16 protein-coding genes are annotated in these 14,150 nt (G+C 67.8%); 8 read left to right on the top strand and 8 right to left on the bottom strand.

The window, feature by feature from the left end; genetic code table 11:
* Window positions 1-45 precede the first annotated feature (45 nt).
* The 7 genes from QMK34_RS19145 (at window position 46) to QMK34_RS19115 (ending at window position 6,613) form a co-directional block, all read left to right on the top strand.
* On the top strand, window positions 46-753 hold the full coding sequence (locus QMK34_RS19145; protein WP_326415458.1) for a GntR family transcriptional regulator: 708 nt from the start codon (window positions 46-48) through the stop codon (window positions 751-753).
* Between the two features lie 251 nt (window positions 754-1,004).
* Window positions 1,005-2,072, top strand: a complete 1,068-nt coding sequence (locus QMK34_RS19140; protein WP_326415457.1) for an amidohydrolase family protein — start codon at window positions 1,005-1,007, stop codon at window positions 2,070-2,072.
* Window positions 2,069-3,031, top strand: a complete 963-nt coding sequence (locus QMK34_RS19135; RefSeq protein ID WP_326415456.1) for an amidohydrolase family protein — start codon at window positions 2,069-2,071, stop codon at window positions 3,029-3,031. The genes QMK34_RS19140 and QMK34_RS19135 overlap by 4 nt, the downstream gene beginning before the upstream one ends.
* A gap of 220 nt (window positions 3,032-3,251) precedes the next feature.
* Window positions 3,252-3,581: a hypothetical protein gene (locus QMK34_RS19130; RefSeq protein ID WP_326415455.1), complete on the top strand. Its 330-nt coding sequence runs from the start codon at window positions 3,252-3,254 to the stop codon at window positions 3,579-3,581.
* Between the two features lie 367 nt (window positions 3,582-3,948).
* Entirely contained in the window at window positions 3,949-4,578 is a 630-nt protein-coding gene (locus QMK34_RS19125; protein WP_326415454.1) for a DEAD/DEAH box helicase family protein, read from the top strand.
* Window positions 4,579-4,595: 17 nt separating this feature from the next.
* Complete coding sequence (locus QMK34_RS19120) at window positions 4,596-6,068, top strand: helicase (RefSeq protein ID WP_326415453.1); 1,473 nt, start codon at window positions 4,596-4,598, stop codon at window positions 6,066-6,068.
* 401 nt (window positions 6,069-6,469) lie between these two features.
* On the top strand, window positions 6,470-6,613 hold the full coding sequence (locus tag QMK34_RS19115) for a hypothetical protein (protein WP_326415452.1): 144 nt from the start codon (window positions 6,470-6,472) through the stop codon (window positions 6,611-6,613).
* A 499-nt stretch (window positions 6,614-7,112) separates the two neighbouring features.
* Here QMK34_RS19115 and QMK34_RS19110 read toward each other — a convergent pair whose 3' ends face one another.
* The 8 genes from QMK34_RS19110 to QMK34_RS19075 all read right to left on the bottom strand — a co-directional run bounded on the left by QMK34_RS19110 (window position 7,113) and on the right by QMK34_RS19075 (window position 12,835).
* Window positions 7,113-7,583, bottom strand: coding sequence for a helix-turn-helix domain-containing protein (locus tag QMK34_RS19110; RefSeq protein WP_326415451.1), 471 nt, complete (start codon window positions 7,581-7,583; stop codon window positions 7,113-7,115).
* A gap of 86 nt (window positions 7,584-7,669) precedes the next feature.
* Window positions 7,670-8,131, bottom strand: coding sequence for a MaoC/PaaZ C-terminal domain-containing protein (locus tag QMK34_RS19105; protein ID WP_326415450.1), 462 nt, complete (start codon window positions 8,129-8,131; stop codon window positions 7,670-7,672).
* The gene (locus QMK34_RS19100) at window positions 8,089-8,496 is read right to left on the bottom strand and encodes an FAS1-like dehydratase domain-containing protein (RefSeq protein WP_326415449.1); all 408 of its coding nucleotides are present in this window, start codon (window positions 8,494-8,496) and stop codon (window positions 8,089-8,091) included. The genes QMK34_RS19105 and QMK34_RS19100 overlap by 43 nt, the downstream gene beginning before the upstream one ends.
* 1 nt (window position 8,497) lies before the next feature.
* Window positions 8,498-9,175 (bottom strand): HAD family hydrolase, encoded by a 678-nt coding sequence (locus QMK34_RS19095; protein ID WP_326415448.1) that lies wholly within the window; start codon window positions 9,173-9,175, stop codon window positions 8,498-8,500.
* A gap of 49 nt (window positions 9,176-9,224) precedes the next feature.
* A complete protein-coding gene (locus QMK34_RS19090; RefSeq protein ID WP_326415447.1) occupies window positions 9,225-10,175 on the bottom strand; it encodes an AfsA-related hotdog domain-containing protein in 951 nt (316 codons plus the stop codon).
* A gap of 14 nt (window positions 10,176-10,189) precedes the next feature.
* Window positions 10,190-11,344, bottom strand: coding sequence for a beta-ketoacyl synthase N-terminal-like domain-containing protein (locus QMK34_RS19085; protein WP_326415446.1), 1,155 nt, complete (start codon window positions 11,342-11,344; stop codon window positions 10,190-10,192).
* A complete protein-coding gene (locus QMK34_RS19080) occupies window positions 11,344-12,570 on the bottom strand; it encodes a beta-ketoacyl-[acyl-carrier-protein] synthase family protein (RefSeq protein WP_326415445.1) in 1,227 nt (408 codons plus the stop codon). Before QMK34_RS19080 ends, QMK34_RS19085 begins: the two co-directional genes overlap by 1 nt.
* Window positions 12,563-12,835, bottom strand: coding sequence for an acyl carrier protein (locus QMK34_RS19075; protein ID WP_326415444.1), 273 nt, complete (start codon window positions 12,833-12,835; stop codon window positions 12,563-12,565). Before QMK34_RS19075 ends, QMK34_RS19080 begins: the two co-directional genes overlap by 8 nt.
* Window positions 12,836-13,074: 239 nt before the next feature.
* Between QMK34_RS19075 and QMK34_RS19070 the strand changes: the two genes are divergently transcribed.
* Window positions 13,075-14,145, top strand: coding sequence for a ketoacyl-ACP synthase III family protein (locus QMK34_RS19070; protein ID WP_326415443.1), 1,071 nt, complete (start codon window positions 13,075-13,077; stop codon window positions 14,143-14,145).
* Window positions 14,146-14,150 lie beyond the last annotated feature (5 nt).

Genomic DNA, 14,150 nt, shown 5'->3' with positions numbered 1-14,150 from the left:
CATAAGAATCGATTATTGTCCTTAGAGTGTGTTAGAGTGTGAACTATGGCGAAGAGAGCGGGTGGCGAGAGCCTGGCCGTGCTGGTGTACTCCCGGCTGCGGTCGGAGATCCTCAACGCAGACCTGGCTCCGGGGGAGCGACTCAAGCCCGCGGGGCTCGGTGATCGGTTCGCCGTCAGCCTCAGCGTCGTGCGTGAAGCCCTCGGGCTGCTGGCGGCCAAGGACCTGGTCCAGATCGACCGCAACCGCGGATTTCGGGTCATGCCGCTGTCGCTGCAGGCGTTGACCGACCTCACCGAGGCCCGCGTGGTCAACGAGGGGGCCGCGCTGCGGTTGTCGGTACGGCGCGGCGGCGTGACGTGGGAATCCGAAGTACTGGCCGCGCACCACCGGCTCGCCGGCAAGCCGATGTTCCTACCCGGGGCACCCAAGCGCCGCAACGAGGAATGGGCGCGGGCGCATCTGGAGTTCCACCACACGCTGATCCAGGCGTGCGGCAACGCGGTGCTGCTGGACATCTGCACGCGCCTGTCCGATGCCGCCGAGCTCTACCGTGCCTGGTCCGGCCCCGGCACCCTGGAGGACCACCGCGACGTGGCCGGCGAGCACCAGGGCCTGGTCGACGCGGCACTTGCTCATGACGCCGACGAGGCGGCGGCCCGCTTCGAGGCGCACGTCAACCGCACCCGGCAGATTCTGATGGACACCAGCCTCGCGCTTCTCGGGGACAGTGCCGCGGAGCCGGCACCGTGACCGGTACCGGCGACGGACCCGCCATGACTCGACGGACCCGCGGAAACGCCAAGTCCGCAACCGTCGCCTGACACCGGCTCGGCCCGCCGGTCGGCGACCTCACCTCGGGGCACATCGACATCCACCCGGACGCGCTGACCGGCTTCCGGGCGTCCGACCCGTTGCACACCTACGTTCTCGGGAACCGCGACAGCCCCCGTCGCGGACGACTTTCCCGACTGCTTCCACAGCTGGCCACCCAAGAAGGGCTCATGACTACCAAGACAATTCTGACCAACGTCCGCGTCTTCGACGGCACCGGACTGACCGAACCCACCACCGTGACCATCGACGGGACCGTGATCGGCAACGAACCCGCGGGCGGGCAGGTCGTCGACGGCGGTGGCGCCACCGTCCTGCCGGGCCTGATCGACGCCCACGTCCACCTGATCTTCCCAGAAGACCTGCGCAAGCTCGCCGAGCACGGCGTCACCACGGCCCTGGACATGGCGTGCTGGCCGAAGGAACGCGTGGACTCCTTCCGTGGCCGGGTTCCCGACATCCGTAGCGCGGGCGTGCCGGCCATCGGCCCGGACGGCAACCACGCCCGCATGCCCGGCATGCCGGCGGAGGCGATCCTCACCGCGCCCGGGCAGGCCGCGCCGTTCGTCGCCCGCCGGGTGGCCGAGGGGTCGGACTACATCAAGGTCGTTATCGAAGGCGACCTGCTCGATCAGCCCACGATCGACGCCGTCGTGGCCGAAGGCAAAGCCCGCGGAAAGCTCACCGTCGCGCACGCCTCGTCACTCGACGCCTACCGCCGCGCGGTCCGGGCCGGCGCCGACGTCGTCACCCACGTCCCGCGCGACGGTGTCCTCGACGCCGACACCGTGGCCCAGATGGTCGAACAAGGCCAGATCGCTGTCCCTACCCTGGCCATGATGGAGGCGGTGATCACCGGGGTGCGGCCCGAAGGTCAGGACTACGCCTACAGCCGCGACAGCGTCGCTGCACTGCACGCAGCGGGCGTGCCAATCCTCGCCGGCACCGACGCGTTCTCCGGACCGGCGCCGCTGCCCAACCCCGTCATTCACGGATCGAGCCTGCATCACGAACTAGCCCTGCTCGTCGAGGCCGGGCTCACCGAATGTGATGCGCTGCGTGCGGCGACGGTGCTGCCCGCCCACCACTTCGGCCTCCCCGACCGCGGCAGCGTGCGGCCGGGGTTGCGCGCGGACTTGGTGCTCGTCGACGGCGACCCGTCCCTGGACATCAAAGCCACGACCACGATCCGGCGGATCTGGGCCGCCGGCGCCGAGGTCGACGTGGCGCATCGATGACCACGACCGCCCTGGTGGACGTGCATGCGCATTTCCTCACCCCGGAGTACGTCGCCGCCGCCCACGCCGCCGGCCACCAGTCACCAGACGGCATGCCCGGCTGGCCCACCTGGGACGCCGAACGGCACCTGACACTGATGGACCACTGGGGCGTCGCCACCTCGCTGTTGTCGATCTCCTCACCCGGCACACACTTCGGCGATGACGAGGCGGCCCGCCGACTCGCCCGGCACGTCAACGACACCGGCTCTGAGATCTGCCGGGCATACCCGGATCGCTTCGGCCACTTCGCGTCACTCCCGTTGCCCGATGTGGATGGTGCACTCGGCGAGCTGGCTCACGCCGTCGATGACCTCGGTTGTGACGGCGTGACCGTCGAGACCAACACCGCGGGCGCGTATCTGGGCGATCCCCGCTACGCCCCCCTATGGGCAGAGCTGGACCGGCGCCGAACCCCGGTATTCGTCCACCCGACGTCGCCACCGCACGCCGAAACCATCGCATCCGGCCGGCCACGGCCGATGCTGGAGTTCCTGTTCGACTCCGCCCGCGCCGTGAGCGATCTGGCCTTCGCCGGAGTGCTACAGCGATACCCCGCCATCCCGTGGATCTTCACCCACGGTGGCGGGGTGCTGCCCCTGCTGGCCGAGCGCATGGAGCTGTTTCGCGGCATGTTCGGACCCGCGGAGCCCGATGTCCCACCGCTGCCGGAGCAGGTCTCCCGGCTGTGGTTCGACATGGCGGGAACTCCCTTCCCACACCAGATCCCGGCCCTCGATCGCGCGTTCGGCACCGAACGGCTGCTGTACGGCAGTGACTACTGCTGGACCCCGCCTGCCGCGGTCGACGCGCAACTGGCCGACATCGACGCGGCACCCCAGCCGGCGGGCACCACCTGGCGCGCGCTCACCACCGGCAACTGCGCCCGGCTGTTTCCCCGGCTGGCCCGCCTCAGCTGATCCCGGGCACGAGTCGGCCTGACATGTACGAGGAGAGCGGCGATGGTGAGGATGAACCTGAGGCCGCTGGAGTGTTTTCTCGCTGTCGCCGATGAACTGCACTAGGCCGCACCGCGGACCGGTCGCACCTACACCCGGCCAGTGTGAGTGAAGCGATCGCGGCGCTCGGCCGGGTCGGGGGACACCGTTCGACCGCTCGAGCCGGCGGGTGAGCCTCACTGTGCCCGGACTGCGGTTGCTCGGCGACATACGGGAGCCCTTCACGAGCCTGGCGCGGGCCCACGAGAACGCGCGCTGGGCAGCCTCGGATCTCGTGGTCGCGCACACCCCGAAACTCGGTCAATTGATGCTTCCGTTGCTGTTGTCGGCATCGTCGCGGCGCCGACTGCCCGATCCACCGTGGCGCCCGGTGCTCATGCACACCCCCCCAGATAGCCACTCTGGAGGACGGTCACGCGGATCTCGGTCTGTGCTGGCCGGCTTCCACCCGCTCACCCTGAACACCGTCGTGCCCGGCGAGGTGCCGATCATCGCGATCTTGCGCGCCTGACCCATCCCGGCTCCCACCCCATCCACGAAGGAGCAGCACGCATGCTCACCGCGAAACGCACGACTTTCGGCTCAGTCCTGGCGGTCGCGCTGGCCCTGACCAGCAGCTGCAGCGCGCTCGGCGGATCCGACCCCGACAACGTCGCCGGCGCTCCGGTGGAGAAGTCGGGACTCACGATCCCCCGGGAACCTCAGAGCCCGGCGTACCCGTTATTCACGAAACCGGCACATGTGTCACTGGTTGTCGATAGCGTGACGAGGTGACTACTGAGAGCCGGAGCGAGGGCGAAGGGTCCGCACCGCGCCGCGCGGGCGCGGCCTGGTCGGCGGAGGACACCGCGATACTGCTGGACGGGCTCCGGCGCGGTGTGGCGCTGGACGTGCTGGCGGGAACGTTGCAGCGCACGCCTCGTGCGCTGCAGGCACGGTGCCAGGTGCTGCTGCCACCGCAACTACGGCCGGCGTTGCGGGCTGATGGCGAGGCGGTGCTGCGGAGACAACTGGCGGCCTGCCCGGACTTTGCCGCCGCCACGAATCCGAACCGAACATCGGGCCGGCGCGGGAGTCATGGCCGTAACACCACGGTGTCGCCGGTGCCGTTGAGTGGCGAACAGCGGCGGATGATCGATGCGGTGCGGGCGGGGCAGGATGTGATCGTCGATGCGACGGTGGGATCGGGCAAGACCACGGCGATCCAGGCGTTGTGCACCGAAGTGGGCCGGGACCGGAAGGTGCTGTACCTGACCTACAGCAAGCTGTTGAAAGCCGACGCGCAACGCCGGGTGAAACACGCGAAAGTCCAGAACTACCACGGCATCGTGTACCCCTCGCTGATCAGGGCGGGCATCAAGTGCGGTCTTGATGAATCCCTCCGACGGTTCAACGCGGCGTTCACCAGCTCTCGGCATGGTTCCCCAGGTTTGACCTGCTCGTGGTCGATGAGTACCAGGACATCAACGAGGAATACGCGCAGCTGCTGCGCAACATCAAGTCGCTGAACCCGTCCATGCAGACCGTGCTGGTCGGCGACCTGGCTCAGAAAGTGCACTCGAACACGACCTTGGACGTGCAACGCTTCGCCCGGGAAATCACCCGGCAGGCTGAACTGATGCCGTTCACGCAGTCCTTCCGGGCCGGCCGGGAACTCGGCGCGCTGCTCAGCGAGGCATGGAACAAGCCGGTGGTGGGCGTCAACCCCGACCAGACGATCCGGTACGTCTCCTACCACGAGGCACTCGACTTCATGAGAGCGAAGAAGCCCGGTGACCTGCTGTGTCTGGGCAGACGCAACGGACAGATGGCCGAGGCGTTGAATCACCTGGAACGCGATCATGGCGAGATCTTCAACAAGGACACCGTCTACGCCTCCATCCGGGATGGCGACACCTCGGTGACCTACAACGACGACACCGCGGTGTTCACGACGTTTGACTCCAGCAAAGGCCTGGAACGCCCGGCGAGCGTGGTGTTCGACTACGACGAGGCCATGTGGAACATGCGCTGCGGCTTCCCGAACGTCGACACAACCGTCCTGCGTAACGTGTTCCTGGTCGCGGCCTCCCGGGGAAAGCACGACGTCCTCTTCGTGCGGTCACAACATGCTCACCGGCAACCCAACAGCATCGGCTTCATCCCCATACAGCGATTCACGCAGCTCCTGACCGAGGACCTGCCGATGTATGACAAGCCGTTGCTGGCGTCGGACTGCTTCGACTTCACTTACGCGGAGAACCTCCAGGCCTGTGTCGACCTGCTCGACAGGCGACGCCTCGACGACGGCGCGGGCGAGGAGATCACCATCGACCGCGTCGACGGGCTGATCGACCTCTCCCCCGTGGTGGGGCAATACCAGGAAGCGGTGTTCTTCGACAGGTACAACCCCTCCCTCGAAGTGATCCTCAACCCCAAACCGATCGCGAAGCAGCTCAGCGGCAAGCTGACCGAAGACCCCTGGGACAACTCGCTGCTGCTGACCGCCGTCGACACAGACCAGATGCGCTACGCAGAACAGGTCACCCGGAAAGTCAGCGGCGAGGTGCGCGACGCGCTGACCAGACGGCTAGCGACACAGCTTCCCCGCGACTGCGCAGCGCAGGTGCCGATGGACTTATCCGGAACAGCTGTCGCAGCACCGGCGGCGACACCGATCACGTTCGTCGGTGTTGCCGACGCCGTGCACGAGGGCCAGGTCTACGAGCTGAAGTTCGTCTCCGAACTCGACCGCGCCATGTTCCTGCAGCTGGCGCTCTACCTCGTGATGAGCGGACACCAAACGGGCGTGCTCTGGAATACGCGTACCGACGAACGCTGGGCAGTGCAAGTGCCCGACCGCGAGAAATTCATGCACGCCGTCATCGTGTGCGTCACCAAACAGCGGTACCGGGCATTCCAGTCGACGCCGCAACAACCGGAACCGGGCGGCCGGCTCCGCAGGATCGCGGGCGGCTTGCTCGGCCGCTCGCAACGAGACGGACACCCCCTCATCTGAAGCACAGCGGCCAACGTGACCGCACCGTTCGCACAAACACCTGACCAGGTACTACCTGCTCGCTTGGCAAGTTTGACGCGTATCCCGGGACCCCTACCACCGGGTGCTGGCCGATCCCCTGCTGTTCGACGAGCCGGTTACCGGCCGGGGACGGCTCGGCCTGTACTGGCTGCCCGCCGACCTGCTCTCCGGCGGCTAACTTGGGCAGCTACCTCCATGAGATCGACCACCGCTCGTGCAGCATGATCCCGAGGTCGGCGACGGCGTCCTCCAGGGTCTACCCCTCCAGCGGAGTGCCGGTCAACGTCCACGGTGTTCAACACCGCGCTGGGTGGTGCCCCTTTGTCCAAGTCAGGACCCCGGCTAGTAGATTGTCGCGGCTAACTTTTGGGGTATAGGTGGTGGAGTTTGACGCGTGCGTCGTCGATGGTGAACTGTCAGCGGACTTGGCGTTGTTCTGTGTTGATGGCGTGTTGCCAGGCGGCGAGTTCGGTGTTGAGGGTGTCGAGGTCGCCGATGCGGCGGTCGAGGCATTGCCGCGATAGCGCGGAGAGTTCGATTTCGGCGATGGTGAGCCGGGACCCGTGTTTGGGGGTGTGGTGGATCTCTAGGCGCTGGGCGGGAGTGAAGGCCTCGGCGGGTTTGAAGGCTTCGTAGAGCGAGGCGATGCTGTGGGTGCCCGAGGTTGTCCATGACCAGCACCACGGTCTCGGTGTCGGGGTAGTCGACGGTCAGTAGTTGTTTGACCGGCCCGGCCCAGTCGATCTTGGTTCGTTGGGCCAGGGCGTGGACATGGCGCCATCCTTGCAGGGGTTCTGTCCACACGAAGTTCGAGCAGGTGCCGCACCGGACGTATTCGCTGTCCTGGCAGGCGTCTCGGCCTGGCCGGGCGGGGAGCGGGTCGCGGGCGTAGCTGGAATGCTTTCTCGTCCCTGCATACGACCGGGCGGGCGGGATTGTGCGGCCTGGCGTAGACGGAGAGGACGTCTTCTCTGCGGGCGGCGAACTCCGCGTTCGCCCGTGGTGGGATGTTCCAGCATTTCCTCAGGTGAGGGCGCAGTTCCGTTTTTTTAGGACCCGGCCGATGGTGGAGTGGTCGAGGTTCGGGATGTCCTCGGTGAGTTCGACGTGTTTTTCCAGTAACCGCAGGGACCACCGGGCATGCCCGGCCGGTGGCTGTGAGCACGCCAGGGCGATCAGCCGGGCCTCGACCTCGCCGGTCACCGGGGACGGCACCGGCGGAAGGTCACGTTTTCTGCGCGAGATCGTGGCAAGGACATCGCCGCCGGTCTCGGCGAACCGCCTGGCGACCAGTCGCAGCGTCTCGCCCGAGACTCCGAGCCGGGCCGCGATCACGTCTCTCGGATCAGGCTCGCCCGCCGAGGTGTCGAGTGCGAGCAGCACCCGCGCCCGCCTGATCGCCGATGCCGAACGCACACCCGTGGTGCTCAGCCGGATCAACTCTTCACGATCCCACGCCGACAACGTGACCGGCCGTTTCAACAGTGAGGCCATAGCAACAGTCCTTGTCCGGCAGGAAAGTAACCTGCCGGACAACAGCCCCCCAGCCACAGGCACCACAACTAAGCAGCGACACACTACTAGGGCATCTGGACGACGACCTTGGCCGCGGTCAGCACCTTTGTCGGTCCACACCGGACAGTCAGTTCCACTGTGACGCGGCGCCCTTCGAGCTTCTCCGTGACCACTCCTGACACGACCACCAAGGTCTGTCCGCTGTCCGGGACCTGGACGGGACGGCGGAAGCGGACGCGGTACCCGGCGATTGCGTCGGGCCCGCCCGTCCACTCGGTCACCGTCCGGGCGGCCAGGCCCATGGTGAGCATGCCGTGGGCGATGACGCCGGGCAGGCCCGCCTCATTTGCGGCGCGCTCGTTCCAGTGGATGGGGTTGAGGTCCCCGGACGCACCGGCGTATCGCACCAGGTCCCGCCGCCCCACGGCGAACTCGCGGTCCGGCAGCCGCAGGCCGGGCTCAACGTCCGTATAGCCGGGTGCGCTCACCCGGGCGCCATTGCGACCATGGTCGACACTGCTGTGCATACGTGCTCTCCTTCCACCGTGCGGATGTCCGCACGGGTGGTGACGGCGTCGTTGCCCCCGGCGTCGGCCACGTCCAGGACGGTGACGACCACGGTGAGCCGGTCTCCCGCGCGGATCGAGCGCGTCGGGATGAACTCCTGTTCCCGGTGCACCACGCGGCTGAAGTCGAGCCCGAGTTCCGGGTCGAGGTGCACCTGCTGTTCGGCGCGCATCGACAGCACGACGGGAAATGTCAGCGGCGCGATGATGCCGTCGGAGCCGGTTTCGCCGAGCGCCGCGGCGAAGTCGCGTATCTTCTCTCTGCCCACCTCGTAAGGCCTGGTCGGGGGATAGGTGCGGCCGATGAACTCCCGGTTGATCGCCATGTCAGCCCGGTGTCCCGGGCAGCAGTGCCCAGCCGGACGCCCGTGCCACGGTCAGCATCCCGGGATCGGTGCCGACCACCACCGGGTGGCCGGCCAGCCGCAGGAGGCCGAGGTCGGAGGCGTGGTCGCCGTATGCGTGGCAGCCGGCCGCCGTTGTCCCGGCTTCGGCGATCAGCTCGCAGGCGAGGATGACCTTCGCATCGCCGATCATTGCTCGGGTCACCTCGCCGGTGTAGATCCCATCCCGCTCCCCAAGCTCGGTGCAGACGGCCAGGTCTGCCTCGCAGTGGGCGCTGACCGGGTCGAGGCAGGCGGAGAAGGAGCCTGAGACCAGCACCACGGTCGTCCCCGCCGCCCGGTGTGCGTGCAGCGCGTCGAGGACATCGGTATGGAACAACTTTCCTCCCTTGAGCCGTTCCTCGAACCAGTGCTGTCCGGCGGCGGCGACCTCGGCGACCTTGCGGCCGGCGAACCTGCGGTAAAAAAGGCGGTTCTGCTGTTCCCTGGGTAGGCCGGGACGCAGCAGATCCCGCGCCGCTTCGTGCAGTTGCCGCTGTTCTTCGGGGCTGTGGCCCGCCGCCTTGAGAAAGTAGTCGTAGAAGTCGACCATGCTTTTGATCGAGATGAGCGTCTCGTCGACGTCGAAAAAGGCCATCGACGTCCTAGTCGCTGAAGACATGCTGGCCTCCTGGCCGGAACAGTGCTGACGGATAGGGGGCGGCGTCTACTCAACCGAGGAGGACGTCGACCTCGGCGACCTCGGCCCCGGCCTGTTCGGCCGTCATCCGGTAGGCGCTGGTTTCGCCGGTCGCCCTTGCGGTCAGCGTCACCGGGCTGTCGAGCTCGGCGAACTTGAGGAACTTCCCGTCCAGTCGTAGCACCCGGTGCGGGTGCGAACCCTCGACCGAGAGCAAGAGCGCGCACTGCCGCGCGGCTTCGCTGAGCACCATCGCGGGTACGTGGTCGTACGGGTGGTCGTACATGCTGCGGTTCGCGAACGTGCGTGGGCTCAATGTCGCGGTGAGCACGTCCACGGTGGACCGCACGCCGTCGAGCACGGTGTTGGCGGGGTTCACGCGGCCGACGTCGGCGGGGAGCACCGGCTCGCCGAATGGCTCGGCCGACTGGGTGAACGCGCTGGGCACCTCGGTCCCGCGCTGCATCCGGCGCAGCAGGTGGTACTGCTCGGTCGGGGTGCAGCCGACGTCCATGGTGAGCGTTCCCAGCGGCTTGTCGTCCAGGACGAGGCCCATCGAGAACGCCAGCAGACGGACGTGACCGCCACGCTCCCGGCGGTCGGTCACGGCGCCGTCGACGCGGAGCTCACCGGGACGTTCGCCGCAGGCCAGTGCCGCCGCGTCGGTGAAGTCGAGCGACCACGCGGTGACCATGAACGTGGTGTCGCGCGGGACGCCCTGGTTGATGTGCGCCGCATAGGTCACCGCCTGCCGCCCTGCCTCCAGCACGTTGAGAGTGTCTTGCCACTCATGCAGGTCCGGCTGGTCGCGGAAGTAGGCGTGAGACAAGGGAAGCTGGGCGGCGCAGGCGAATCCCGCGCTGTCCGTGTCATGGTAGTCGGTCAGGAATACCTCCGAGAGCGACCACCGATGTACCAGCCCGCGCGGCACGGTCTGTTCGTAGGACAGGGCGGACGGCGTCGGGACGAGCGTGGTTTCCATATGTTCCTCCAGGATCAGGTGAAATCGGGATGCGCTACGACGAGGCAGCCGACCGACCCGTCGAAGCCGACTGAAGTCAGCACGGCGACATGCCGCTCGTCCGCACGACTTTCCGCGGCGGGCTGCCGCCAGCCGGCCAGCAGCGCTGCGAGGTTCAGCGCCGTACCGGCTGAGTACGTTTCGCCGAGCACATGGTGTGTGTGCAGGCGGGGGACGGCCGCACCGGTGAAGACCGCCCGCAGCGCACGCTCCTCGACCGCCGCCCAGCCTCGCCGTCCACCGGCGCCGGGGACGATCACCGACACGTCTCCGGGTGCCAGACCGCTGTGTTCCAGTGCCGTCCGGACGCATGCGGCGAGCTGGGTGGACACGACGGGCAGCCCCTTGGCCGGGTCGCTGAAGCTGCTTTCTCCGGCCAGCAACCTGCCCAGGACAGGACCTTTGCCCCCAGGGGCATCAAGGGCGAACATCGCGCCCCCCTCGGCGAGCGCGCTGCGGGTCGCAAGCCCGAGCCCGCGGTGCCAGGCCCACGCCGCCAACAGGGACAGTTCCTCCACACCACCCGCGACCAGCCGTCGAGCGCGGCCCTCAATGAGCATCGAACGCGCGTACCGTAGCGCGTTCATCGAGGCCATCGCGCCGCCGGAGACGGTCGCGTTCAGCCCGGTCAGTCCCTGCCTGATCGCGGTCTTCCCAGCGGCCGAGTTCATCAGTGTGCCGGGGAAGTGCGCGGGGTTGACCATGTACGGGCGTGCCTGTTCGAGGGTGTCGCGGAAGAAGTCCACTATCGCCGCGGTGCTGCCCGTCGCGGTGCCCAGCACGATCCCGGTGTGCGCGGGGTCCGTGTAAGCCGGTTTTGTGTCGGTCGGGCCCGGCCCGACGAGCGCGTCGGCACAGACGGCCATGGCGAGCTGGTCGGTCCGGGTCAGCCTGCTGAGTCCTTTGCGGCCGAGCAGCGCGCCGGGGTCGAAGCCGCCCAGCGGACGTACCTCGACCGGCGGCCAGTCGGGTTCGACGGCATCGGCGGGCAGGGCGGTTGTCCCGCACACCAGAGCCTCGGCTAGCGGAGCCAGGCCCCGGCCCGCTGCGCTGAATACGCCACAACTCACGATGTCCACTATGGACATATCGGCGACCGAATGCGGGGAACCTGCGAAAGTGGCGGTCATCAGTTGGTCACTTTGCCGAACAGGGTGATGGCGTTGTTGCCGCCGAAAGCGAATCCGTGGTTCTGCGCGATCCGCACTTCCGCCTTCCTTGCCACGCTCCCGACTGCGTCCACGCCGGGACCGAACTGCGGGTCTACTGTGCGCAGCGTCGCGTTCGGCGGTAGGAAACCCTCGTGCACGGCGGCACACGAGACGAGTGCGCCGAAACCGCTGGCCGCGCCCATCGTGTGTCCCAGCATCGACTTGATCGAGCTGATCGGCGGCGGGGTGTCGCCGAACACCGCTCGTACCGCGGCCACCTCTGTCGAGTCGTTGGCGCGTGTTCCCGTGCCGTGGGCACAGATATAGTCCACCTCTTCGGGCTTGATTCCCGCGTCGCGCTGGGCGAGGCGGATGCATTCGGCGATGGACGCGGTGTCGGGGTTGGTCATGTGGCTCGCGTCGCAGGTCACGCCATAGCCGAGGATCTCCGCGTAGATGCGGGCGCCGCGTGCGAGAGCGGCTTCTAGCGTTTCCAGCAGCAGGGCCACGCCGCCTTCGGCGGTGACGATCCCGTCGCGTTCCTCGTCGAATGGCCGTGGGACATCCTGGGCGAGCGCGCCGAGCCGGTGGAACCCTGCGTGTGTGGCGCGGTTCGAGGCGTCCGCCCCACCACACAGCGCGGCGTCCGTTCGTCCGTTGCGGAGGAGATCAAACGCGTAGCCGATGGCGTAGTTTGCGGCGGCGCATGCGGTGCCGAACGTGAGTGCTTCGCCGCCGAGGTCGAGTTCGGCGGCGACCGCGGTGGCGATGCGTCCGGCGTCCGCCTGGTCCGCCAGCTCAGGGCGGACGGCACCGGGGCCGTGGGCGACGAGTTCGGCCGCCAGGCGCTCCATCACCTGCGACTCGCCGTTGGTGGTCCCGAAACAGCTCGCGGTGCGTCCGGCGCTCAGCGCGCGTGGGTCGGCCCCGGCATCCGCCACCGCCATCCTGGCGGCGGCTGCGGCGAACTGGCCGGAGCGGCCCCACCGGGCCGGATCGGTGCGCAGCAGGTGGTCGTCCGCGACGAAGTCCCGTACCTCCCCGGCCAGCGTATGATCGAATCCGTTGGCGTCGAACTGTTCCACCGGGCCGATTCCGCTGCGCCCCGCGCGCACAGCGGCGACGAGCGCCTCGACACCGAGGCCGAGGCTGCTCACTGCCCCCAGCCCGGTGACGACCACCCGGCGTGCGGCCCGTTCAGGCACTGACCTGCTCCTGCGCGCTGTGCTGCGCGACCAGCGCGTAAGCAGCGGGAAGATTGTCCAGCTCGACCAGGTCGCCCTGCGGGATCTTGATCCCGAGGTTGCGTTCGAACCGGGCGAACATCTCGATGATTAACAGGGAATCGGCGTCGTAGTCCTCACCGAAGCTGCCGTTGTCGGTCAGCTCGGCCGGCTCGACTTCGAGCACGTCGGCGACGATAGAGCGGACATTCTCGCGCAGTTCTTCGGAAATTGTGGTCTCACTCATTGTTTTCTCCTTTGTTGAACGAGAGAGCGTCGGAAAGGTCTTCGTGCGCGGTGTTGCAGGCGAAGCCGCAGAGAGCGCCATCCCCTTTATCCGCACCATCGAATCAAATACCAGCCGGCCCGTTTCGGCAAGCACTCCCAAAGTGACACCAGTGCTTTCATCCGGTTTTGATCCGGTTTTGATCCCACTGGTCGATGATGTTCGAGCACGGCAAGGAATTCGGCGAAAGGGGCAGCGAAGTGAGAACAGTCGATCCGGTGGGCATCACCTCGGCGACGCTCTGGCTGCCGCACCAGGTGGAAACGGCGGAATCGGCTGTCCTGGAAGGACGCTTGCGCGGGCGGCAGGCCGAGGACCTAGGACATCGGTCGGTTCCGGTCGCGGGCGTCGACGCACCACCGGACATGGCGGTATGCGCGGCGCGAAGCGCGTTGAAGGAAGCCGAACTCGACGCGGCCGAGCTGAGCGTCGTCGCGCACGCGTGGATGTACTACCAAGGTCACGACCTTTGGTCTCCCGCGCACTACATCGCCCGTGAACTGGGAGCGTTGGACGCATTCCCGGTGGGCGTGCAGCAGGTCTGCAACGGGGGAGCGGCCGCGCTGGAACTGATCGCCGCGCGGCTGTCCGCTCCGGCGGGTACTGGATCCACGCGGTGGGGGCTGGTGAGCACGGCGGACCGGTTCGCCGAGCCCGGGTTCGACCGGTGGGCCAGTGACTACGGCGTCGCGTACGGCGACGCCGGGACGGCGGTGGTGCTCAGCGCCCCGGCCGGCCCCGGCGACGCGCTGCTGTTGCGGTCGATCGCGACTGTGGCGGCACCGGGGCTCGAAGCCATGCACCGCGGTGCCGACCCGTTCGGCGCCGCCGCGCGCACGCACCGCGAGCGGGTCGATATGCGGGCCACGAAACGTGCCTACCTGCACGAACACGGCAGCGAGCAGTTCCGGAACATCAACGAGCACAGCATTCGCACCGTGGTCGCGAACGCGCTACGGGACGCCTGCCTGGCGCAGGACGACCCGTGCTTGCGGTACGCGTTTCTGCCACGGTTCGGCCGGAAGACCCTCGCCGAGTCTTGGATCCCGGTGCTCGGGGCGCAGCTCACCGCCGAACTCGTCGACCTGGGCCGGACCACCGGCCATCTGGGCGCCGGGGATGCCGCCGCGGGGCTGGCAGACCTGATCCGCACGCGGGTCCTGGAACCCGGTGAGGCGGCACTCGTGTTCAGCGCGGGCGCCGGGTTCACCTGGTCCTGCCTGGTGGTCCAAGCGCCTCGTCACGGAACCAACCCAAGTCATCGATCGTAGGAGGA

This window comes from Amycolatopsis sp. H20-H5, from assembly GCF_035828755.1.
In the GTDB taxonomy this organism is placed as follows: Bacteria; Actinomycetota; Actinomycetes; order Mycobacteriales; family Pseudonocardiaceae; genus Amycolatopsis.
Note: the sequence above shows the minus strand (reverse complement) of the source record. Positions and strands in the feature narration are given on the sequence as shown.

What these genes read in the sequence shown, in the direction of transcription:
- QMK34_RS19145 (WP_326415458.1), top strand. Translation starts at nt 46, where the DNA reads ATGGCGAAGAGAGCGGGTGGCGAGAGCCTGGCCGTGCTGGTGTACTCC.
- QMK34_RS19140 (WP_326415457.1), top strand. Translation starts at nt 1,005, where the DNA reads ATGACTACCAAGACAATTCTGACCAACGTCCGCGTCTTCGACGGCACC.
- QMK34_RS19135 (WP_326415456.1), top strand. Translation starts at nt 2,069, where the DNA reads ATGACCACGACCGCCCTGGTGGACGTGCATGCGCATTTCCTCACCCCG.
- QMK34_RS19110 (WP_326415451.1), bottom strand. Translation starts at nt 7,583, where the DNA reads ATGGCCTCACTGTTGAAACGGCCGGTCACGTTGTCGGCGTGGGATCGT.
- QMK34_RS19105 (WP_326415450.1), bottom strand. Translation starts at nt 8,131, where the DNA reads ATGCACAGCAGTGTCGACCATGGTCGCAATGGCGCCCGGGTGAGCGCA.
- QMK34_RS19100 (WP_326415449.1), bottom strand. Translation starts at nt 8,496, where the DNA reads ATGGCGATCAACCGGGAGTTCATCGGCCGCACCTATCCCCCGACCAGG.
- QMK34_RS19095 (WP_326415448.1), bottom strand. Translation starts at nt 9,175, where the DNA reads ATGTCTTCAGCGACTAGGACGTCGATGGCCTTTTTCGACGTCGACGAG.
- QMK34_RS19090 (WP_326415447.1), bottom strand. Translation starts at nt 10,175, where the DNA reads ATGGAAACCACGCTCGTCCCGACGCCGTCCGCCCTGTCCTACGAACAG.
- QMK34_RS19085 (WP_326415446.1), bottom strand. Translation starts at nt 11,344, where the DNA reads ATGACCGCCACTTTCGCAGGTTCCCCGCATTCGGTCGCCGATATGTCC.
- QMK34_RS19075 (WP_326415444.1), bottom strand. Translation starts at nt 12,835, where the DNA reads ATGAGTGAGACCACAATTTCCGAAGAACTGCGCGAGAATGTCCGCTCT.